Genomic DNA, 21,340 nt, shown 5'->3' on the forward strand with positions numbered 1-21,340 from the left:
CGGTCTGTGTATGGACAGTAGGGCAGATTCAAAGCATTTCACTTTCGGTTTACCACTAAGCCAAAACAAACGTTTTTACTTTTAATTTTCTTTTTGTTAAACGTCAAAACTTTGTTTTGGCGTTGCCTGCTCAAAGAACAGGACTTTCAATTTAGCTCTAAATGCCCTATTGGCTATACACCTTGTTACCTGCTGGCTTTTTTCATTTCGTTCTATAAATCATTTCGTAATCGTGTGCCGTCACAAACATTGGAAATTCAGCCCATTTTTTCCCGTTCGATTTAGCACTTTTATACGTTTCTCTAAAAAGTTCTTGTAATCTTAAAATGATTAACAATTCCGCTACGTCATAAGCTTGCTCAATTTCGGGAATGTTGTGTTTTTGATTTTTATAAACGTCTTCGTAAACTTTTTGAAGGTTTTCAAATCCGGTTATGGTCAAGTCCTTATTCGTATGATGCTCAAAATCCGCTAACCATTCATAATCTTCTTTTTCGATTTCGCTAAACGAGAATAAGTCTATAAACCACCTGTCATAATTTATGGTAAACCCGTTCATTTCGCAGTAAAAAGCTTTTAGTTTTTTTGAGAAACTAAAGGTGTATTTCAGTTTTACACTTGAGTAGAATTTGGAAATAAATTCACTTAATTCCGATTCCAAATGCAAAAGATTCATTCCAATCAGTTGATGAAAGTCAGTTTGAGAAATTTTCCTCAATTCAGATTCCGCAATTTGTATCGCAGATTCTAAATCATTCTGTTTTACATATTCGTTAAGTTTATCTTCTAATTCAAAGTTCATTGGCTTAATTATCCTATAATTTCTTTCACTTGTTTTTCTAAGTCAGATATTCCGTTAAACTTTCTAAAATCCAAATCTTTTCCAATTGATTTTAATTCAGCCGATAAGTCTATTATTAATTCCAAAGGTTCTGCTTCATATCCGAACATATTTTGGTCAAATTGTGTTCCGATTAAAAGCCCGTCATTTTCCATTCCTACGCACCAGTTTTCCATAAATTCAGATAATGGAATTTCAGTCGGCTCATATTTTTTCCATCCGTTTTTTATACAAGACTTAGCTCTTGCTTTTTCTGCCCAAAAACAAATTATTCCAACAGGTTCTCCATTTTCATCATCATAATGGACAGAAGTTGAAGTTGCAAATCCTTCTATGTTTTTCAGTCCGTAAACTATTTCAGTTTCACATAATGTTTTTATGAACTTCTTATGTCGGTTTTTAACTGTTATATGATTTTGTAACATTGTTTATTCAGCTTGCAGGTAACTAATGTATATGTGTACAATTACATATATTCCGCTATATTTAGCGGATATGTGCAATAGAAGTTTTAAATATACCATTAAAGAATAAACCTACAATTAAAAATTTACACTCTATTACGGGAAACCATAATCGGTTAAAAATTATGTATGGTTAGAGGATTTTTACGACCAAATGGTCATGTCAAAGAAAATTCTATTTATCTATAATGCCAATAGTGATACGGGCAGTAAAATGTTAGACTTCGCCCATAAAATTGTAAGCCCTACAACCTATAATTGCAACCTGTGTTCATTGACACATGGGAACTTTACCGAGAAAAAACAATGGAAAACGTTTAGGGAACGTTTGTTGGCAGAAGGCTATGAACTAGAGTTCTTTCATAAAGATGAATTCCAAGAACGCTATAAAAGTAAATTTGGGCATAAGTATACCTATCCTATTATATTGGTAGAAACGGATCATGAACTAGAGGTGTTGGTGTCTGCCGAGAAGTTGAACGCTATGGAGACGGTGGAGGAACTTATTAGTTCAGTTGGCAGTATTCAGTAACAGTTTTCAGTAGGCAGTGTTGATCGCTTCGCTTGGTTTTTGGTTGTAAGTTGTTGGTCTTACTCGGTCGTTGAGCTTACTCGGTCACTGAGCATGGCCGAAGTGATTTTTGGGTTGTGTGGTGAGTTTGCGTGGTCCAGTCCCTTCGACTGCGCCATCCTTAGGCAGGCAGGCTCAGGATGACATTAGGGTTTCAGTGGTCAGTAACAGTAAGCAGTGCCAGTTTTCAGTAGACAGTTACAGTGAGCGGTAGTTGGTTGTGCCACTGTCAGTTCGAGTGGATTTTCGAAGCATGAGAAATTTGCTTGCCCGCCGACAAGGAGGGTATCGAGAACAGGTTTGGAACACGCGAAGGTTCTCGATACAATTTTAGGCTTTCGTTGCACTCAAGCTAAAATCACTCGAACTGACAATGCGTTTACGAGATGGGTGTCGTGTTCCAAACAAACAGATAGCCGCGCTTAGCTCACTATGACGTTGATAAAGAAGTACTAAGTATTAAGTACAAAGTATTAAGTCGTAAGTAATGAGTGCTGAGTACTGAGTATTAAGTAAAAGAGTATTAAGAAGTGGATAGAATAAGGTAAACAATCGGAGTACGAAGTACGAAGAACCAACACGAACAGCTTTGTGCTCATTACTTAATACAAAAAAACGCGCAGCGTTAAGAATACTGCCAACTGATACTGCCAACTGAATACTAGAACAAGTACTTAATACAGAAAAACGCGCAGCGTTAAAAAACCAACAACCAACAACCAACAACCAACAACCAACAACCAACAACCAACAACCAACAACTAACAACCAACAACCAACAACCAACAACCATCAACCATTCTTCGTTGCCTCAAAAAACTTCTCGTTAATATCATCAATATACCCCAGTAGTTCATCACGACCGCTTCGGTGGCTAGAGCTGGTTATAAAATGCGGCGGAGCTTCTTCCCACATATCTGCGGTAAGTTTGTTCAGGTACTGATTTACTTGTCGCTCGATCGCTTTTGGTTTTAGTTTATCCGCTTTTGTGAAGATGATCGCAAAAGGTACTCCGTTTTCACCCATCCACTGCATGAACTCCATATCTATAGGTTGTGGATCATGGCGTATATCTACCAGTACAAAAGAACATACAAGCTGCTCTCGTTGTAGAAAGTAATTGGTAATATATTTTTGAAAGGTGTTTTTATCTTTTTTGGATACACGGGCATAACCATAACCGGGTAAATCTACCAGGAACCAATTTTCATTGATCTTAAAATGGTTGATCAATTGGGTCTTACCAGGTCTGCCAGATGTTTTTGCCAAGCTTTTGCGCTCGGTCAACATATTGATCAAAGAAGACTTGCCAACGTTAGATCGCCCAATAAAGGCGTATTCTGGCAAAGGCTCTTTCGGGCATTTGGCAACATCTGAGTTGCTCATTACAAAGTCGGCAGACTTTATTTTCATCCGTAGGGTGTTTAGAAATTGTTTTTCGTCAACCAGTCATCAAGAATGGTATTGAATTTGTCTGGGTGCTCCATCATAGGTGCATGTCCGCATTTATCTATCCAAAATAGATCTGAATTTGGTAAAAGCTCATCGAACAGTTCCGCCACGTCCGGTGGGGTAACGGTATCGTTTTTTCCCCAAATAATACAGGTAGGGGTTTTCATTTTCGGTAAATCTTGCGCCATGTTGTGTCTTATGGCACTTTTAGCGATCGCCAAGGTTTTTACCAATTTTACACGGTCGTTCACCGTTGCAAAAACTTCATCTACAATTTCCTTGGTAGCAACCTCTGGGTCGTAGAACACATCTTGTGCCTTCTTTTTAATGAATTCATAGTCGCCACGTTTAGGGTAACCATCGCCCATGGCACTTTCATAAAGGCCGGAACTTCCGGTAATGACCAAGGCTTTTATTTTGGCAGGGTATAATTTGGTGTGTAAAAGACCAATATGGCCGCCAAGTGAATTTCCTAAAAGAATAACATCGTCAAGATTTTTATAATCAATGAATTTTTTAAGGTATTTGGCAAAATTCTTAACCGTTGTTTTTAACATCGGCATAGAATACAAAGGCAATTCAGGTATAAGAACTTTGTATCCCTTAGGTGGAAAATAAGTGTTTACACCCTCAAAATTACTTAAACCGCCCATAAGTCCATGAAGAATAATTATGGGTTTGCCTTCTCCTTTTTCTATATACTTAAATCCTCCGTCGTTGATCAAATCGTTTTCCATGCGCACTACTCATCAGTAATTGTCCAAATATAGGTAATTACAGAGAATAGCAAACAACTCTTTTCGATAAGGTTTTAACAAGAAACATTAAGATTTCTCTTTTTTAGGATTTAAGGCCCAAGTGGTAAAATGAAGCCATAAAAATCGATGAAGTGCAAAAACGTGCTCAAAAGTGGGGTAATTTATTAACAAAGTGGTTTTTAGTGGTAAAATGTGGTAATAATATTTATATATTTGAGTTATAAATAGAAAACCAGACCATTTTGGACATCTTTTTCTTTGGGACATTTAATTGCAAGGCAGATGCCAAGGGGCGTATTATGCTCCCTGTTGCGCTGCGCAATCAAGTTGCACCAATACTAAAGGATGGATTTTTTATCAAGAAGTCATATTTGAGCGAATGTTTGGAGTTGTACCCGGCATATGAGTGGCACAGGGTAATGGCAGAATTGAACGAAAAGAGCAGGTTCGATGAAGAGAACCTACAATTTATAAGAATGTATACGGCAGGTCTGCGTCAGGTAGAAGTTGATGCTACCGGTAGGTTGTTGATACCAAAGGACATAATTTCTTTAGGGGGTATAACCAAAGAAGTGGTCATAGCGCCAATAGGGAAAAGATTGGAGATTTGGGACAAGAAAGCTTATGATGAATCTATAAGCGCAACAAAAGAAGAGAAGGTGAAGTTGGCAAAGCGTGTAATGTTAGGTGAAAAACCAAGCGAAGATGTATCATAACCCTGTATTGCTTAAAGAAACGGTAGATGGCTTGAACATCAAAGAAGACGGTATATATATAGATGTAACGTTTGGTGGTGGTGGTCATTCCAAAGAGATATTGAAAAGATTGGGTAAAGAGGGCAGGTTGTATGCCTTTGATCAAGATGAAGATGCACAGGCAAATGCTTTGGGCGATCCAAGATTTACGTTGATAGCGGAAAATTTTAGGTACATCACCCAGTTTTTAAAGTTCTATGGCATAAAGAAGGTAGATGGTATACTTGCCGATTTTGGAGTATCATCGCATCAGTTCGATCAAGCGGAAAGAGGGTTCTCTACTCGTTTTGATGCAGATTTGGATATGAGAATGAGCAAGCGTAATACGCTTTCAGCTTTTGAGGTGGTCAATACCTATTCATATGATGATTTGCGTAAGGTGTTGTTCGAGTATGGCGATATCAGAAACGCCAACGCCATGGCAAAAGTGATCGTTGCCAATAGGGAAGAAGAGAAGATACAAACTACCGATGCGCTTAAAACAGTGTTAAAGCAGTTTTTGCCAGAGCATAGGCAGCATAAAATATTGGCACAGATCTATCAGGCCATTCGTATAGAAGTGAATCAGGAGATAGCCGTGATCAAAGAATTTTTACAACAGACTCCTGGTCTGTTAAATGAAAAAGGTAGGCTAAGTGTAATTAGTTACCACTCTTTGGAAGATAGGCTGGTAAAAAGATTTATTAGGGCGGGCCAGTTTGAAGGAGAGCCGGAGAAAGATTTTTATGGCAATATAGATGTGCCATTTAAAAAGGTAGGTGGTTTAATAGTACCGACGAAAGAAGAAATAAAGTTGAATAACAGGGCACGTAGTGCAAAATTGAGAATAGCGGAGCGTAATGGCGAAAAATAAAGTGAAAACGGGTGTATTTGACCTTTTGAAGGGTAAATTTTTGGTGAGCGGAGACGCCCCTAAAAATTGGCTGTTCATTATTTTCATTTCTTTTTTGGCAACGGTAATGATCAGTAGTTCACATAGCGCCGATCAAAAAGTGCACCGCATTGCTCTATTGAATGAAGAGGTAAAAGAATTGCGTAACGAGTTTGTGGATATGCGATCTGATGTGCAGCAGTTAAAATTAGAATCGAGCATTACCGGTAAAATATCGGAGAAGGGCTTGTTTCCTTCGGAGAATCCCCCGCAGAAAATTAAGGTAAAATCTTTAAACGTTGAAGAGTAATGGCGGCAACGGATAAAAGCATATTAAAAAGACTCTACATAGTGGCCGGTTTCATGGTGCTCTTTGCGGGTGCCGTGTTGTTCAAGCTGGTCTCTATACAAATAGTGGACGGGGAAAAATACCAGGCTTTGGCGGACACACGTACAGAACGTATGTTTACCATTGAGCCAAATAGGGGTAATTTGTATTCTGACGACGGAAGTCTTTTGGCAACCTCGGTTTCTAAATACACCATCCGTTTTGATGCGGTTACGGTAAGCAATGAAGATTTTAGGCAAAATGTAAAGCCGTTGGCAGATGCCCTGGCAAAGCAATTTGGTAAAACATCCTCGCACTATCAGCAACTTTTAAGAAAGGCAAGAGAGAATAAAAATAGGTATGCATTAATAGTGCGTAATCTAGATTATTCTGAATACATGGCGGTAAAGCAGTTTCCCCTATTCAACAAAGGGGCGTTCAAGGGCGGGCTTATTATTGAGCAGAAAACAAAAAGAGAGCATCCGTTAGGTAAAATTGCCGAGCGTAGTGTAGGGTATGAGCGTGTAGATGAAAACGGATATTACACCCGTGTAGGTATGGAAGGTGCCTTTGGTGAATATTTAAGGGGAATTTCTGGAAAGCGTCTAAAGCAAAAGATAGCAAAGGGTCAATGGAAGCCTATAGGTAACGATAATATTGTTGAGCCAAAAGATGGGTATGATGTGTATTCTACCATAGATATTAATATTCAGGATATAGCGCACCATGCACTATTGGGTCAGTTAGAGAAATATCAAGCGGACCACGGTACGGTAATCGTAATGGAAGTGAAAACCGGAGAGGTAAAGGCAATTTCAAATTTAGGGCAGACATCTGAAGGTAAATATTATGAGCGTTTAAACTATGCTATTGGTGAATCTCACGAGCCGGGTTCTACATTTAAGTTGGTGAATTTGGTGGCGGCTTTGGAAGATAAGGTAATTGATACCAGTTCTGTAATAGATACCGAAAAAGGAGCTTGGAAATTGTATAGACATACCATTCGTGATACCAAGCGTGGTGGTCATGGTAAAATAAGCATGTCCGAAGCTTTTGAAGTTTCGTCAAATGTGGCTTTTGCAAAAATGATTCACGAAGGGTATAAAAACGATCCGGAAAAATATGTGAACAGGCTAATGAGTATGGGTATTCATAAAGAATTAGGTCTGCCTGTAGTCGGTGAAGGTAAACCTGTGCTACGTTACCCCGGTGATAAAGGTTGGTCAGGGCTTTCGTTGGCGCAAATGGCCTATGGGTATGAAGTTTCAATGACGCCGTTGCAAACATTGGCGTTCTACAACGCCATTGCAAATAATGGTGAAATGGTAAAACCGCGTTTGTTGAAGGAGGTAAAAGAGTGGAACAAGACCATTGAGAAGTTCGATAAAAAAGTGTTGAACCCAGAAATTTGTTCACGATCTACGGTAAAGAAGGTACAGCAGATATTGAAAAATGTAGTGGAGAAAGAGCATGGCACGGGTCACCGTATGTACTCCAGAAATTTTTCTATGGCAGGAAAGACCGGCACTACACAGACCAATTATGTGTCTAAAGATAAATCTAAGTACGAGTACATTTCTTCGTTCGCTGGGTATTTTCCGGCAGATGACCCAAAATATTCCTGTATCGTAGTCATTCATAAGCCGGACAAGAGTGTTGGGTATTATGGAGCGGATGTATCTGGTCCGGTATTTAAATCGGTTGCTCAGAAAGTATATGCAACATCTCCATTGACCAGCGAAGTTGATGTAAAGGATGTATTGATCGCAAAAATTGAAGATTCTCACCATGATTATTATAAGGTAGCACAGGCAAAATATGCTGCGGTACCAAATGTAAAGGGTATGTGCGGTATGGATGCTGTTGCCATTTTAGAGAATTTAGGGATAGAGGTAGAGGTAAAAGGAAACGGAAAGGTGAAAAATCAATCTATCACCAAAGGCACAGATTTAAAATCAGTGAAGAAAATAGTATTGGAATTAATATGATGCAATTAAAGGACATATTATATGGAGTGCGTATTACTGCTGTTAGCGGTACTACTTCTTGTGATATAGCATCGGTTCGTTTTGATTCTCGTGAAGTTCAAAAATCTGATGCCTTCGTTGCAATAAAAGGCACCTTAACAGATGGTCACAAATATATTGATGCAGTAGTAAAAGCTGGTGCAAGGGCAATTGTTTGTGAGAAATTGCCTGTGGAAATGATAGATGATGTTACCTATGTACAGGTAGAAAGTGGTAACCAGGCTTTGGCATTGATGGCTTCTAACTACTATGGTACACCGTCTAAGAATTTAAAATTGGTAGGTGTTACGGGTACTAATGGCAAGACTACGGTATCTAGCTTGTTATATCAATTGTTCAAGAAAGCAGGGTATAAGGTAGGTTTGTTGTCCACCATTAAAATTATGGTAGATGAAACGGTTTATCCCACTAAACATACCACTCCAGATGCATTGGTGATCAACAAGCATTTACAGTTAATGAACGATGCCGGTGTAGAATATTGCTTTATGGAAGTAAGTTCTCATGGTATTCATCAAAAAAGAACAGAAGGGCTAGTTTTTGAAGGGGCTATTTTTACGAATCTATCTCATGATCATCTAGATTACCATAAAACCTTTGCAGAGTACCGTGATACCAAGAAGATATTGTTCGATCAACTGCCTAAAACGGCATTTGCATTGACCAATTTAGACGATAAGAACGGCTTGGTCATGTTGCAGAATACAAAGGCCAGAAAAGCAAGTTATGCCCTACAGAATTATGCGGACTACAGGGCGCAGATACTTGAAAATCAGTTCGATGGTCAATTGTTGAAGATAAACGACCATGAACTTTGGACCAAGTTGATAGGTCATTTCAATGCCTATAACATGTTGGCAATTTACGCTACAGCGGATTTATTGGGTCTGGAGCAATTGGAAACTTTGCGTTTATTGAGCGAGTTGGAAAATGTAGATGGCAGGTTTCAATATTATATATCAAAGAAAAAAATAACGGCTATAGTTGATTATGCCCATACGCCGGACGCCCTAAAAAATGTGCTTGAGACAATCAACACGTTGAGAACTGGAAATGAAAACGTCATCACCGTTGTGGGGTGTGGTGGCGATAGAGACAGATCAAAGCGTCCGGTAATGGGTAATATCGCATCGGAAATGAGTAACAAAGTTATTCTCACTTCTGATAATCCTAGAACTGAATCCCCTACTGAAATTATTGCGGAAATGGAGGCAGGGGTAGAACCTCAGAATGTAAAGAAGATTCTATCCATAGAAAATAGGGAGCAAGCCATTAAAACAGCATGCCAACTTGCGGATGATAACGATATTATATTGGTAGCCGGTAAAGGTCATGAGACCTACCAGGAAACCAATGGCGTACGTATAGATTTCGACGATTTTAAAATAGTAAAAGAGCTTTTAACAAGCTTAGAAAAATAACCAAAGCTTAGAAGCAAGAATAAAAATTATATGTTAACCTACCTTTTCGAATATTTAGAAAAACAATACCAGTTGCCGGGGGCTTCGCTGTTTCAGTTCAGTACCTTCCGTGCGGCAATGGCTATCTTGTTTTCATTGATGATCGCTACGGTATATGGTAAGCGTATTATCCTATTTCTTCAAAAGCAACAGGTAGGGGAAACCATTCGTGATTTAGGTTTGGACGGTCAAAAGCAAAAGGCGGGTACACCTACAATGGGTGGTGTCATTATTATCATGTCAACGCTAATACCGGTGTTGTTATTTGCAAGGTTAGAGAATATCTATATCATTTTATTGACATTCACCATGTTGTGGATGGGTGCAATTGGCTTTTTGGATGATTACATCAAAGTATTCAAAAAGAACAAAGAAGGTTTAAAAGGAAGATTTAAGGTATTGGGTCAGGTAACATTGGGTCTTATTGTTGGTGCAGTATTATACTTTCATCCAGAAGTGACCATGCGCGATCATGATAAAACCATTATTACGCAATCATATACGGTAGAAGAGGTAAAGGGTGCTGAGATAAAATCTACCATGACCACGGTTCCTTTCTTTAAGAATAACGAGTTTGATTATGGTAGCTTAATTTCTTGGGCTGGCGATGGTGCAAAAGAATATGCGTGGTTGCTGTTTATTCCAATTATAATATTGATCGTGACCGCAGTATCTAATGGTGCTAATTTAACCGATGGTATAGATGGACTTGCTGCAGGTACATCGGCAATCATAGTATTTACATTGGGCATTTTTGCTCTGGTATCGGGTAACATTATTTTCTCTGATTATTTGGATATCATGTACATACCAAGAGTGGGTGAGTTGTTGGTGTTCATTACCGCATTTGTGGGTGCACTGATCGGCTTTTTATGGTACAACGCTTTCCCGGCGCAAGTATTTATGGGAGATACGGGAAGTTTGACTATAGGTGGTGTTATTGCCGTGATCGCGATTATAGTACGTAAAGAATTATTGATTCCCGTATTGTGCGGAATTTTCTTTGCAGAGTCCCTTTCGGTAATGATACAGGTAGGATATTTTAAATACACAAAAAAGAAATTTGGCGAAGGCAGGCGAATATTTTTAATGTCGCCATTGCATCATCATTATCAGAAAAAAGGGTATCACGAAAGTAAGATCGTAACCCGTTTTTGGATCGTGGGCATTTTATTGGCCATTGTGACCATAGTGACCTTAAAAATTAGATAATGGCACTTTTAGTAGTACTAGGCGGAGGGGAAAGTGGAGTAGGAACAGCCATTTTAGCATTGAAAAAAGGGTACGATGTGTTCGTATCCGATAAAGGAAAAATAAAAGAGAAGTATAAAAACGTTCTTGAACATTTTGAGATTGATTGGGAAGAAGAACAGCATTCTGAAGATCGCATACTAAAAGCCGATTTGGTAATGAAGAGTCCGGGTATACCGGATAAAGTGCCCTTGGTAAAGCAATTAGTGGAGAAAGGCGTACCGGTAATATCAGAGATAGAATTTGCATCTAAATATACCGATGCCAAAATCATAGGTATAACGGGAAGCAACGGTAAAACGACCACGACTATGCTAACCAACCATATTTTGGCGAGTGCCGAATTAAAAGTGGGTATGGCAGGTAATATTGGTGATAGTTATGCAAAAATGGTTGCGGAGAATGATTTTGAGTATTACGTACTTGAGATCAGTAGTTTTCAATTGGACGGTATAGTGGATTTTAAACCACACATTGCCGTGATTACGAATATTACACCGGATCACTTAGATCGGTATGAGTATGAGTTTGAAAACTACATCACATCAAAATTCAGAATTGCGGAAAACCAAGACGAAAACGATTATTTAATTTATGATGCAGATGATACGGTTTTGGTAGAATGGCTGAACAAGCACCCTGTTAAATCAAAATTAATGCCCTTTTCATTGAATAAAGTACTTGAACAAGGCGCATTTATAGAACAAAACGAGATAATAATAAAAACAACAACAGACACTATTAGCATGACGAAGAACACTTTGGCCTTAGAAGGTCAGCACAATGTAAAGAACACAATGGCAGCGGCAACAATTGCAAAATTAATCGGCATCCGTAAGGAGACGATAAGAGCCTGTGTTTCTAATTTTCAAGGGGCTCCCCACCGTTTGGAGAAGGTGTTGAAAATACATCATGTGGAATATATCAATGACTCAAAAGCAACAAATGTAAATGCTGCTTATTATGCATTGGATAGCATGAAAACACCTACTGTATGGATCGTAGGTGGTGTAGATAAGGGCAATGAGTACATGGAGTTAATGCCATTGGTACGAGAAAAGGTAAAAGCAATTATTTGCCTAGGTGAGAACAATGAAAAAATTAAGCACGTGTTCGGTAATGCCGTTGATCTTTTGGTAGAAACATATGCTATGGAAGAAGCAGTAAAAGTAGCTTATAAAATAGCGGAGCGTGGAGATACCGTTTTATTGTCCCCTGCATGTGCAAGTTTCGATTTGTTTAAGAACTATGAAGATCGCGGAGATCAATTTAAGAACTGTGTAAAAAACCTATAAGGTGTTGAATATATTTCAAAATATAAAAGGAGATAAAGCCATTTGGGCCATTGCGGCACTTTTGGCCTTGTTTTCATTTCTGCCAGTATATAGTGCCAGTAGTAACTTGGTATATGTAGTAGGTAGTGGTACTCCGGTTGGGCACTTGGTAAAACATGCCATACTGTTGTTTTTAGGCTTTGGAATTATTTATGGGGTACATAAAATACCTACGCACTTTTTTAAAGGGCTTTCAATGATCGCCCTGCCTATAGTATTGGTGTTGCTCATATTTGTTTTGGCTCAAGGCACTTCCAGTGGTGGTACCAATGATAGTCGTTGGATCCGTTTGCCGTTGGTAGGTTTCGGTTTTCAGCCTTCTAATTTAGCAGCGGTAGTATTGATGATCTATGTAGCACGCTATTTTTCCAAGGTGAGGGATATTAAAATAACATTTAAGGAAAGTATACTACCATTGTGGTTACCGGTTTTTTTAGTGGTGGCATTAATATTGCCCGCTAACTTTTCAACGGCGGCCATTGTATTCTCTATGGTGATGGTATTGTGTTTTCTAGGAGGATATCCAATGAAATATTTATTGGGGATCGTGGGTACGGGAATATTGTTTTTGTCCATTTTCATATTAACCGCTAAAGCATTCCCGGATCTGTTCCCAAATAGGGTAGATACATGGATGAGCCGTATAGATAGTTTCTCCAATCCGGATGATACAGAAGGCACTTATCAAATAGAACGAGCAAAGATTGCAATAGCAACCGGTGGTATTGTAGGGAAAGGAGCAGGTAAGAGTGTACAAAAGAACTTTTTGCCACAGAGCTCGTCAGATTTTATTTATGCGATAATTGTGGAGGAATATGGTTTAATAGGAGGGTTTATTCTCATGTTGTTTTATCTGTTTCTGTTATTTAGAATAGTGGTGGTGGCCAATGGTTGTGCATCGGTCTTTAGTAAGTTGTTGGTGCTGGGCGTAGGATTGCCTATAGTTTTTCAGGCATTAATAAATATGGCGGTAGCGGTAGAACTATTTCCGGTAACGGGTCAAAATTTACCATTGATTAGTAGTGGAGGTACCTCTAGTTGGATGACCTGTTTGGCAATAGGCATCATATTAAGTGCAAGTAATAAAAGTATAGCCCAGGAGAGTGCTTCTGGCAATGATGTTGATATAGACGAGACTAACCCTTTAGAGATTTTAAGTGGGCAGTTATAAGTTTATTTTGTCGGGCGGAGGTACCGGCGGACATATTTATCCGGCAATAGCCATAGCAAACGAGTTGAAAAGGAGGTATCCAGATGCTGAATTTTTGTTCGTTGGGGCAAAGGATAGAATGGAGATGGAAAAAGTACCGCAAGCGGGGTATAAAATAGAGGGATTGTGGATTACGGGAATTCAGCGAAAACTGACCCTTAAAAATCTACTTTTTCCAATAAAATTGATAAGTAGTTTAATGAGAGCAAATAGCATCGTATCTAAGTTTAAACCCCATGCCGTAATTGGTACAGGTGGTTTTGCTAGTGGTCCGTTGTTAAAAATGGCGACAATAAAAGGTATTCCTTGTGTATTGCAAGAGCAGAACTCTTTTGCTGGTATTACCAATAAACTATTAAAAGATAAAGTAGAAAAAATCTGCGTGGCCTATGATGGCATGGAAAAGTTTTTTCCAAAAAGCAAAATAGTATTGACAGGTAATCCTGTACGTTCAGACTTGGTAGAGTTGAAGGCTACCAAAGAAGAAGCTTTAAGATATTTTGACTTGAATGCCGATAAGAAAGTATTGTTGGTATTGGGCGGTAGTTTAGGAGCTAGACGAATTAATCAATTGGTAGCCGAGCATTTAAATTATTTTGAAGAATTAGGCTTACAGGTGATATGGCAATGTGGTAAGGGGTATTATGAAACCTATAAGCCGCATCAGTCAGAGAATAGTAAAGTGCATGCTTTTTTAAATTCGATGGATAAGGCCTATGTTGCCGCAGATTTCATTATTTCAAGGGCAGGTGCAGGTGCGGTATCAGAATTGTGTTTGGTAGGGAAACCAACATTCTTTATTCCGTCGCCAGTAGTAGCAGAAGATCATCAGACCAAAAATGCATTATCGCTTGTAGGTCATGATGCTGCAATTATGATTAGGGAGAAAGAGCTTGATGAAAAATTTGTAGCTGAATTTGAATCGGTATTCAAATCCTCAGAAAAGCAAGTAGAATTATCAAAGAATATTAAATCGTTGGCATTACCAAATGCCACGTCTGATATCTGTGATGAAATAGAAAAATTGATAAAATAATATGAACGTAACGCAAATACATAGAGTGTATTTTATAGGCATAGGGGGCATAGGCATGTCTGCTTTGGCGCGTTATTTTGCGTTTATAAACAAAGCGGTTGCCGGTTATGATAAAACCAATACTCCGCTTACACAAGAATTGGCACGTTCAGGTATTAATATTCATTATACAGATGATATCGATGTAGTGTCACAAGAATTTAAGGAAGACAAAGAGCATACATTGGTAGTGTATACGCCCGCGGTGCCATCTTCACATTCAGAGTATCAGTATTTTTTAAATAACGGATTCACTATTAAAAAACGATCGGAAGTACTTGGCTTAATAACCAAAGACTCCTTTTGCTTGGCAGTGGCCGGTACACATGGCAAAACAACAACCTCTAGTATTTTGGCACATTTGTTAAAAGAAACAGGAGTGAAAATGACTGCTTTCTTAGGTGGTATTTCAGAAGATTTCAATAGTAATTTCCTGTTGGAAGGAACGGAATATTCGGTAGTTGAGGCAGATGAATTTGATCGTTCATTTATGCAGTTGACACCAAGTGTAGCGTGCGTAACATCTATGGATGCAGATCACTTGGATATCTATGGTGATGCGCAAGAATTGGAAAGAACATTTGTTGATTTTACCAAACGCTTAAAACCGGGCGGTAAACTATTTGTTCGTAATGGTCTGCCTTTAGAAGGGTTGACCTATGGTATAGAAGACGATTCGGATTATTGCATCCGAAACATAAAAATAGAACATGGCACCTACATATTCGATTTGGAAACCCCTGACCTCAAACTAGAAGGGGTTGAATTCAACAAACCTGGTAGACATAATTTGTTGAACGGTTTGGTAGCTTTCGCAATGGCGATGCAAGCAGGTTCCCCACCGCATCGCCTTGCAGAGGCATTGGCAACCTTTAAGGGAGTGCAAAGAAGATTTTCGTATAAAATCAAAAATGATGAATTCATTTTTATTGATGATTATGCGCATCATCCTACGGAAATCAATGCTGTTTTTGAAGCGGTTTCAGAAATGCATCCAAATAAAAAAGTATTGGCAATTTTTCAGCCGCATTTGTTTTCAAGAACAAAGGATTTTGCAGATGAATTTGCAAAAAGCTTGTCGAAATTCAAGAATATTCTCCTGTTGGATATCTATCCGGCCAGAGAAGATCCTATTGAAGGGGTAACTTCAGCATGGCTATTGGAGAAGGTAGATGGCAGTAATAAAAAATTAATTTCGAAAGAACAAATCCTTTCTGAAATAAAAAAACAAGACCCTGATGTTTTACTAACAATGGGAGCGGGAGATATAGGTTTGGAAGTTAAAAAAATTAAAAAAGAAATGTCGTATGCAGGTTAATTGGAATTTTATAAAGTTAGTGGCTTTAGTTCTAGTAATCATGGGGTTATATGCTTTTTCCAATGAGCGTAATAGTGCTAAAAATGTTGCCAGAATGAAAGTAGAATTCATTGGCGACCAAAATTTGTACCTCACTGAAGGAGCGGTTAATAAATTGTTAATACAAAATTACGGTAGCCTTGATAATGTGCCCAAAGAAAATATAGTTTTGAATACTGTAGAAAAGGCCCTTGAGGCCAATGAAATGGTGAAAAGTGCACAAGTCTATCTAACAATAGATGGTCAGTTAACGTCTAAAATTGTTCAAAGGAAACCAATAGGGCGCATAGAAGGGAATTCAAAGTTCTATTTGGATGATGAAGGAAAGAGAATGCCTCTTTCAAAAAATCATTCGGCCAGAGTTCCTATTATAACGGGCAACATCAGTGGTAAAAGCCTTGAAGATGTCTATGTCATATTGGAACACATAAACAAGGACGATTTTTTTCGTGAATCGGTAATTGGTATTCATATAAAAGGTGAAGAAGAATATCAGTTGCGGTTAAGGCTTAATAATTTTGTTGTGAACATAGGCGATATTGAAGATTTAGAGGCCAAGTTTAGCAATTTTAAGGCATTTTATGCCAAAGCGAACAAGGATGAAACCTTGGAAGATTATGCAGAAGTAAGTTTAGAATTCAATAACCAGGTGGTGTGCACTAAAATATAATAAAATGGAACAAACTAAATATTCAGTCGGTTTAGACATAGGAACAACGAAGATCGTTGCCATAATCGGAAAACAAAACGAGTATGGTAAAATTGAGATTTTGGGTATCGGTAAGTCCAAAAGTTTAGGTGTACACAGAGGTGTTGTCAATAATATAACACAGACCATAAAATCTATACAACAAGCGGTTGAGGAGGCAGAAGCAAATTCTGGACTTAAGATTGGATCTGTTGTAGTTGGTATTGCCGGTCAGCACATTAGAAGTTTGCAGCACAGCGATTACATTACCAGAAAAGATTCTGAGGAAGTAATAGGTGAAGAAGATGTAGACTTGCTATGTAATCAAGTGCACAAATTGATTATGCTACCAGGTGAAGAGATTATTCATGTTTTGCCACAGGAATATAAAGTTGACGGGCAAGCCGAGATTCGTGAACCTGTTGGTATGTATGGCGGTAGGCTTGAGGCTAACTTTCATGTAGTGGTTGGTCAAGTAGTTTCCATTAAAAATGTAGGTCGTTGCATTAAAAGTGCAGGATTGGATTTAGGGAATATTACACTTGAGCCATTGGCATCATCTGACGCTGTATTGAGCCAAGAAGAAAAAGAAGCAGGTGTAGCATTGATCGATATAGGTGGTGGTACTACTGATCTAGCCATTTTTAAAGATGGTATTATCAGGCATACGGCTGTAATTCCTTTCGGTGGTGGTGTTATTACAGAAGATATAAAAGAAGGGTGTTCAATTATTGAGAAGCAAGCCGAATTGTTGAAAACAAGATTTGGTTCAGCTTGGCCAGGTGAGAACAGAGATAATGAAATTGTATCTATACCAGGTTTGCGTGGTAGAGAACCAAAAGAGATTTCGTTAAAGAACCTTTCCAAGATAATTCACGCACGTGTTGTTGAAATTATTGAGCAAGTGTATGTAGAGATCAAAAATTACGGTCACGAAGAGCAAAAAAAGAAATTGATTGCAGGTATAGTGTTAACAGGTGGCGGTAGCCAATTGAAGCATTTAAAGCAATTGGTTGAATATATAACCGGTATGGATACGCGTATTGGATATCCTAACGAACATCTAGCGGGCGATTCTGATGAAGAAGTTGCTAGTCCATTGTACGCAACAGCTGTAGGGCTTTTAATGAATGCCATTAAAAATCAAGAGAAGTTGAAGCTTGCGCAAGAAGATGTTTTACAAGAACAGCATATAGAGGAAGAGGAAGAATTGGTTTACGCAGAAAGAGATACGGAAGCGGTAGCTCGTCCTAACTTGCATAAAGAAAGAAAATCTGTTTTTGATAAGTGGTCTGAAAAATTGAAAGAATTTTTAGATAACGCAGAGTAATAAGCATAGCATAAGAGAATACATAACCAGTAATAATTAGAATATGAGTAAGAACAGCGAATTTGATAATATCTCCTTTGATCTACCAAAGAATCAAAGTAACGTTATAAAAGTCATTGGTGTAGGTGGCGGTGGTAGTAATGCCATCAATCACATGTTCCAAGCAGGGATTAACGGAGTTGATTTTGTAATCTGTAATACAGATTCTCAAGCATTGGATAATAGTCCGGTGCCCAACAAAATACAATTAGGGGTGTCATTGACAGAAGGTTTGGGTGCTGGTGCCAATCCGGAAGTGGGTGAACAAGCTGCAATGGAAAGTATGGAAGATATAAAGGGTATGTTGGATACGACTACTAAAATGATCTTCATTACTGCCGGTATGGGCGGGGGAACAGGAACTGGTGCTGCTCCCGTAATTGCCAAGTTTGCAAAAGAAATGGATGTTCTTACTGTAGGTATCGTTACTATGCCCTTTCAATTCGAAGGTAAAATGCGAGTTGAACAAGCGCAACGTGGTATTGAAAAATTACGAAAAAATGTAGATTCGCTGATCGTCATTAATAACAATAAGTTAAGGGAAGTATACGGAAACCTTGGTTTTAAAGCAGGTTTTTCTAAAGCTGATGAAGTGTTGGCAACTGCTGCTAGAGGTATTGCAGAAGTAATTACTCATCACTATACACAGAATATTGATTTACGTGATGCCAAAACAGTACTTTCAAACAGTGGTACTGCTATTATGGGGTCGGCAATTTCATCTGGTTCGGCAAGAGCCAATGAAGCTATAATGAAAGCATTGGATTCTCCGTTATTGAATGATAACAAGATTCAAGGTGCTAAGAATGTATTGTTGTTGATAGTTTCTGGGGCTCAAGAAATTACTATTGACGAGATTGGTGAAATCAACGATCACATACAAATAGAAGCAGGCTACGGAGCAAATATCATTATGGGTGTCGGTGAAGACGAAAGCTTGGGCGAAGCTATTGCCGTAACGGTAATTGCTACGGGTTTTAACATTGAGCAGCAAGATGATATTGTAAATACGGAATCTAAGAAAATAATTCATACGTTAGAAGAAGGGCAACGTGCAGAGGCCATGTTGTTGTCTAACCAAAAAACAGTCCATACTTTAGAAATGGATGATGAGGAAGAGGAGGTAAAACAAGTCAAGCCCGTAAAAAAGTATGAGTTCGTTGAGGAAGAAGATTTTGACTTGATACCTACAACGAACTATATTAAAAATTTCAATGTTTTTTATGAGGAAGTATTAGCTGAAAATGTTTCAGAAGAAGATTTTGTCATCGTAGATGCGCCATCGGCTTTTAGGGATATGGAAGTTGTAGATCCGGTTGAATTGCAAGTCGAGGAAAAGGATGATCAATTTGCGGTAAGCTTTGAGCCTTCATCTAAAGGTGAAGATGAAAAAGAAAACGTAATCATGTTTGATCTGCATGATGAAGTAAAGGATATTGATGTAAACGAAAGCATCGAAATAGTTCCGGTTCTTGAATATAATAAGAATGGTGAAAAGCGTTACAGCTTAGATGACTATATGCAGTTGGAGAGTAAGTTGACAGGAGCAAAGTCTAAAGCTGAAGAATTTGAGCCAAAAGTCATAGAGGATGAACTTGTGTTTGAGAGAAAAACCGTAGCTCCAAAAAGAGAAGTGCATCCAGAAGAGCCTTTGGATCCAATGGAAACTCCTATTGAAGAGTTATTAAGGGAAAGAGCAGATGAACGTAGAAGAAAATTAAAGGATTTCAATTATAAATTCAAAAATAACGCTCCTACAAGTTATGACGAGAAAAAGCCGGCATACCAAAGACAAGGAGTAGATTTGAGCGAAAATTCAAGAGAAAAAAAGATTTCTAGAACCTCTTTAAGTGGAGATAGTAGTGATGATATTCAATTAAGATCTAACAACTCGTTTTTACATGATAATGTAGACTAAGCAGTTGGCTTACGATATTTTTTAAACCCGAAAACTAATATAGTTTTCGGGTTTTATTTTTTATCTTCGCAGACCAAAATATATTAGATATGGCTTTACAGCAAAGAGTAATGGAGCAGTTGAAGTTGGCAATGAAAGCAAAGGATTCCGTAGCACTAGAATCGCTTAGGGCCATAAAATCTGCGTTACTGGTGGCAAGCACAAGTGGTGGTGGTGATGTGTCTGAAGAAGATGAGATACAAATAGTGCAGAAATTGGTAAAGCAAAGAAAAGATAGTGCAGCTATTTTTATAGAACAGGGAAGACAAGATTTAGCGGATCCAGAATTAGCGCAGATTGCTGTAATAGAACAATTTTTACCGGAGCAGCTTTCTGAAGAAGAGGTAGAGAAAGTAGTTGTTCAGACTATAGATGCTACGGGTGCTTCGGGTATGAAAGATATGGGTAAGGTTATGGGTATTGTTTCTAAAGAACTAGCTGGTCAAGCAGACGGTAAATTAATAGCTACAATTGTAAAGAAAAAATTGGCATAATAAGGATTAGCGTTTTTTGCTAATTGATTACTGAAAATGGCCTCGTGGCGCAACTGAATAGCGCATCAGATTTCGGCTCTGAGGGTTGGGGGTTTGAATCCCTTCGAGGTCACTTAAATTTAAGGTCTTGCTTTTGCAGGACCTTTTTATTTTAAATTATGTTTTACGTGTATATTTTAAGGAGTGAAGTTGATGGTTGTTTATATAAAGGCATGACTAATAATCTTCAGAAGAGAATAGAAGAACATAATTCTGGTAAGAACAAATCAACAAAGGGATTTCTGCCTTGGATTTTGGTTTACAATGAAGAATTTGAAACTAGAATAGAGGCAAGGGCTAGAGAAAAATATTTTAAATCAGTTGTTGGTCGCGAGTACTTAAAGAGTATTCTTGATAATTAATATTAGTGCATCAGACCTGCCTGCCGGCAGGCAGGTTTCGGCTCTGAGGTCTGCCATTCGGCAGATAAAGTTGGGGGTTGAATCCCTTCGAGGTCACTTAAATTTAAGGTCTTGCTTTTGCAGGACCTTTTTTTGTTTTAATAATTTAGTGGAGGATAATATTACTGTCTGTGATTTCAGTTTAAATAAAAATATAACTTCCAACTTTGGAGGCATGTATTTGTCTTTTATATTCACTGCCATTTTTGAGTTTTAAAATGTAATAGATTCTCTTTTTTTTTCTTTTTTTCATAAATGGTAAGCCATACGTGGTACATAAATATGGTTATGAAAATCTTTTTTTTCCTTTTATGTTTAATTCAATTTATTGGAATGATTATAAAATATGGGATATTTCCAATTATTTTTTGTTTAAGTAAGGTATGTAATTAGTTTTTTAAAATTCGCTTACCGTTTTATAATCTCGTTTTAAAATGAAATTGTGTTCTAATATTATGTGGTAAAGGAGAGCTATATAATATAGTGTTTGTAATAGTTGAATTCTACTGTAATTTCTTCTGTGTGCAAATGTGTCATAATCATGCAGTTATGTATGTGTTCAAAAACTTTGGTTATTTTATTTCAAAAAGTCTTGTGTTATTAAGAAATGTGTGTACATTTGCACCCCGCAAACGAGG

Annotated in this window: 20 protein-coding genes and 1 tRNA gene; 17 read left to right on the top strand and 4 right to left on the bottom strand. The window is 38.1% G+C overall.

The window, feature by feature from the left end; genetic code table 11:
- Nucleotides 1–202: 202 nt before the first annotated feature.
- Both PXC01_RS17355 and PXC01_RS17360 read right to left on the bottom strand, forming a co-directional pair.
- The gene (locus PXC01_RS17355; protein WP_276473549.1) at nucleotides 203–802 is read right to left on the bottom strand and encodes a hypothetical protein; all 600 of its coding nucleotides are present in this window, start codon (nucleotides 800–802) and stop codon (nucleotides 203–205) included.
- Nucleotides 803–810: 8 nt separating this feature from the next.
- On the bottom strand, nucleotides 811–1,266 hold the full coding sequence (locus PXC01_RS17360; RefSeq protein WP_276473550.1) for a DUF2750 domain-containing protein: 456 nt from the start codon (nucleotides 1,264–1,266) through the stop codon (nucleotides 811–813).
- Nucleotides 1,267–1,465: 199 nt separating this feature from the next.
- Between PXC01_RS17360 and PXC01_RS17365 the strand changes: the two genes are divergently transcribed.
- Nucleotides 1,466–1,837, top strand: coding sequence for a GTPase (locus PXC01_RS17365; RefSeq protein WP_276473551.1), 372 nt, complete (start codon nucleotides 1,466–1,468; stop codon nucleotides 1,835–1,837).
- A gap of 831 nt (nucleotides 1,838–2,668) precedes the next feature.
- On the opposite strand, the gene yihA is transcribed toward PXC01_RS17365, so the two are convergent.
- On the bottom strand, nucleotides 2,669–3,289 hold the full coding sequence (yihA, locus tag PXC01_RS17370) for a ribosome biogenesis GTP-binding protein YihA/YsxC (RefSeq protein WP_276473552.1): 621 nt from the start codon (nucleotides 3,287–3,289) through the stop codon (nucleotides 2,669–2,671).
- Between the two features lie 11 nt (nucleotides 3,290–3,300).
- Nucleotides 3,301–4,065, bottom strand: coding sequence for an alpha/beta fold hydrolase (locus PXC01_RS17375; protein WP_276473553.1), 765 nt, complete (start codon nucleotides 4,063–4,065; stop codon nucleotides 3,301–3,303).
- Between the two features lie 263 nt (nucleotides 4,066–4,328).
- Here PXC01_RS17375 and PXC01_RS17380 point away from each other — a divergent pair, with 263 nt between their 5' ends.
- From PXC01_RS17380 to PXC01_RS17455, 16 genes are all read left to right on the top strand, one after another.
- Nucleotides 4,329–4,802 carry a division/cell wall cluster transcriptional repressor MraZ gene (locus tag PXC01_RS17380; RefSeq protein WP_276473554.1) on the top strand — a complete coding sequence of 158 codons (474 nt, stop codon included), beginning with the start codon at nucleotides 4,329–4,331 and terminating at the stop codon, nucleotides 4,800–4,802.
- Entirely contained in the window at nucleotides 4,792–5,694 is a 903-nt protein-coding gene (gene rsmH, locus PXC01_RS17385) for a 16S rRNA (cytosine(1402)-N(4))-methyltransferase RsmH (RefSeq protein WP_276473555.1), read from the top strand. Before PXC01_RS17380 ends, rsmH begins: the two co-directional genes overlap by 11 nt.
- Nucleotides 5,681–6,022, top strand: coding sequence for an FtsL-like putative cell division protein (locus PXC01_RS17390; RefSeq protein ID WP_412759662.1), 342 nt, complete (start codon nucleotides 5,681–5,683; stop codon nucleotides 6,020–6,022). The genes rsmH and PXC01_RS17390 overlap by 14 nt, the downstream gene beginning before the upstream one ends.
- Nucleotides 6,022–8,028 carry a penicillin-binding protein gene (locus PXC01_RS17395; RefSeq protein ID WP_276473556.1) on the top strand — a complete coding sequence of 669 codons (2,007 nt, stop codon included), beginning with the start codon at nucleotides 6,022–6,024 and terminating at the stop codon, nucleotides 8,026–8,028. The genes PXC01_RS17390 and PXC01_RS17395 overlap by 1 nt, the downstream gene beginning before the upstream one ends.
- Complete coding sequence (locus PXC01_RS17400) at nucleotides 8,025–9,488, top strand: UDP-N-acetylmuramoyl-L-alanyl-D-glutamate--2,6-diaminopimelate ligase (protein ID WP_276473557.1); 1,464 nt, start codon at nucleotides 8,025–8,027, stop codon at nucleotides 9,486–9,488. The genes PXC01_RS17395 and PXC01_RS17400 overlap by 4 nt, the downstream gene beginning before the upstream one ends.
- A gap of 30 nt (nucleotides 9,489–9,518) precedes the next feature.
- Nucleotides 9,519–10,739, top strand: coding sequence for a phospho-N-acetylmuramoyl-pentapeptide-transferase (gene mraY / locus PXC01_RS17405; protein WP_276473558.1), 1,221 nt, complete (start codon nucleotides 9,519–9,521; stop codon nucleotides 10,737–10,739).
- Nucleotides 10,739–12,073, top strand: coding sequence for a UDP-N-acetylmuramoyl-L-alanine--D-glutamate ligase (gene murD, locus PXC01_RS17410; protein WP_276473559.1), 1,335 nt, complete (start codon nucleotides 10,739–10,741; stop codon nucleotides 12,071–12,073). Before mraY ends, murD begins: the two co-directional genes overlap by 1 nt.
- A 1-nt stretch (nucleotide 12,074) precedes the next feature.
- Entirely contained in the window at nucleotides 12,075–13,283 is a 1,209-nt protein-coding gene (locus tag PXC01_RS17415; RefSeq protein WP_276473560.1) for an FtsW/RodA/SpoVE family cell cycle protein, read from the top strand.
- On the top strand, nucleotides 13,270–14,358 hold the full coding sequence (gene murG, locus PXC01_RS17420) for an undecaprenyldiphospho-muramoylpentapeptide beta-N-acetylglucosaminyltransferase (protein ID WP_276473561.1): 1,089 nt from the start codon (nucleotides 13,270–13,272) through the stop codon (nucleotides 14,356–14,358). The genes PXC01_RS17415 and murG overlap by 14 nt, the downstream gene beginning before the upstream one ends.
- A 1-nt stretch (nucleotide 14,359) precedes the next feature.
- Entirely contained in the window at nucleotides 14,360–15,715 is a 1,356-nt protein-coding gene (gene murC, locus PXC01_RS17425) for a UDP-N-acetylmuramate--L-alanine ligase (protein ID WP_276473562.1), read from the top strand.
- Nucleotides 15,705–16,424 carry a cell division protein FtsQ/DivIB gene (locus PXC01_RS17430; protein WP_276473563.1) on the top strand — a complete coding sequence of 240 codons (720 nt, stop codon included), beginning with the start codon at nucleotides 15,705–15,707 and terminating at the stop codon, nucleotides 16,422–16,424. Before murC ends, PXC01_RS17430 begins: the two co-directional genes overlap by 11 nt.
- Nucleotides 16,425–16,428: 4 nt before the next feature.
- Nucleotides 16,429–17,772, top strand: a complete 1,344-nt coding sequence (ftsA, locus tag PXC01_RS17435; RefSeq protein ID WP_276473564.1) for a cell division protein FtsA — start codon at nucleotides 16,429–16,431, stop codon at nucleotides 17,770–17,772.
- Nucleotides 17,773–17,815: 43 nt separating this feature from the next.
- On the top strand, nucleotides 17,816–19,729 hold the full coding sequence (ftsZ, locus tag PXC01_RS17440) for a cell division protein FtsZ (protein WP_276473565.1): 1,914 nt from the start codon (nucleotides 17,816–17,818) through the stop codon (nucleotides 19,727–19,729).
- Between the two features lie 89 nt (nucleotides 19,730–19,818).
- On the top strand, nucleotides 19,819–20,262 hold the full coding sequence (locus tag PXC01_RS17445) for a GatB/YqeY domain-containing protein (RefSeq protein ID WP_276473566.1): 444 nt from the start codon (nucleotides 19,819–19,821) through the stop codon (nucleotides 20,260–20,262).
- A 38-nt stretch (nucleotides 20,263–20,300) separates the two neighbouring features.
- Nucleotides 20,301–20,374 (top strand) — tRNA-Arg (locus tag PXC01_RS17450).
- Nucleotides 20,375–20,420: 46 nt separating this feature from the next.
- Nucleotides 20,421–20,663 carry a GIY-YIG nuclease family protein gene (locus PXC01_RS17455; RefSeq protein ID WP_276473567.1) on the top strand — a complete coding sequence of 81 codons (243 nt, stop codon included), beginning with the start codon at nucleotides 20,421–20,423 and terminating at the stop codon, nucleotides 20,661–20,663.
- Nucleotides 20,664–21,340 lie beyond the last annotated feature (677 nt).

This window comes from Maribacter huludaoensis (assembly GCF_029350945.1).
In the GTDB taxonomy this organism is placed as follows: domain Bacteria; phylum Bacteroidota; class Bacteroidia; order Flavobacteriales; family Flavobacteriaceae; genus Maribacter; species Maribacter huludaoensis.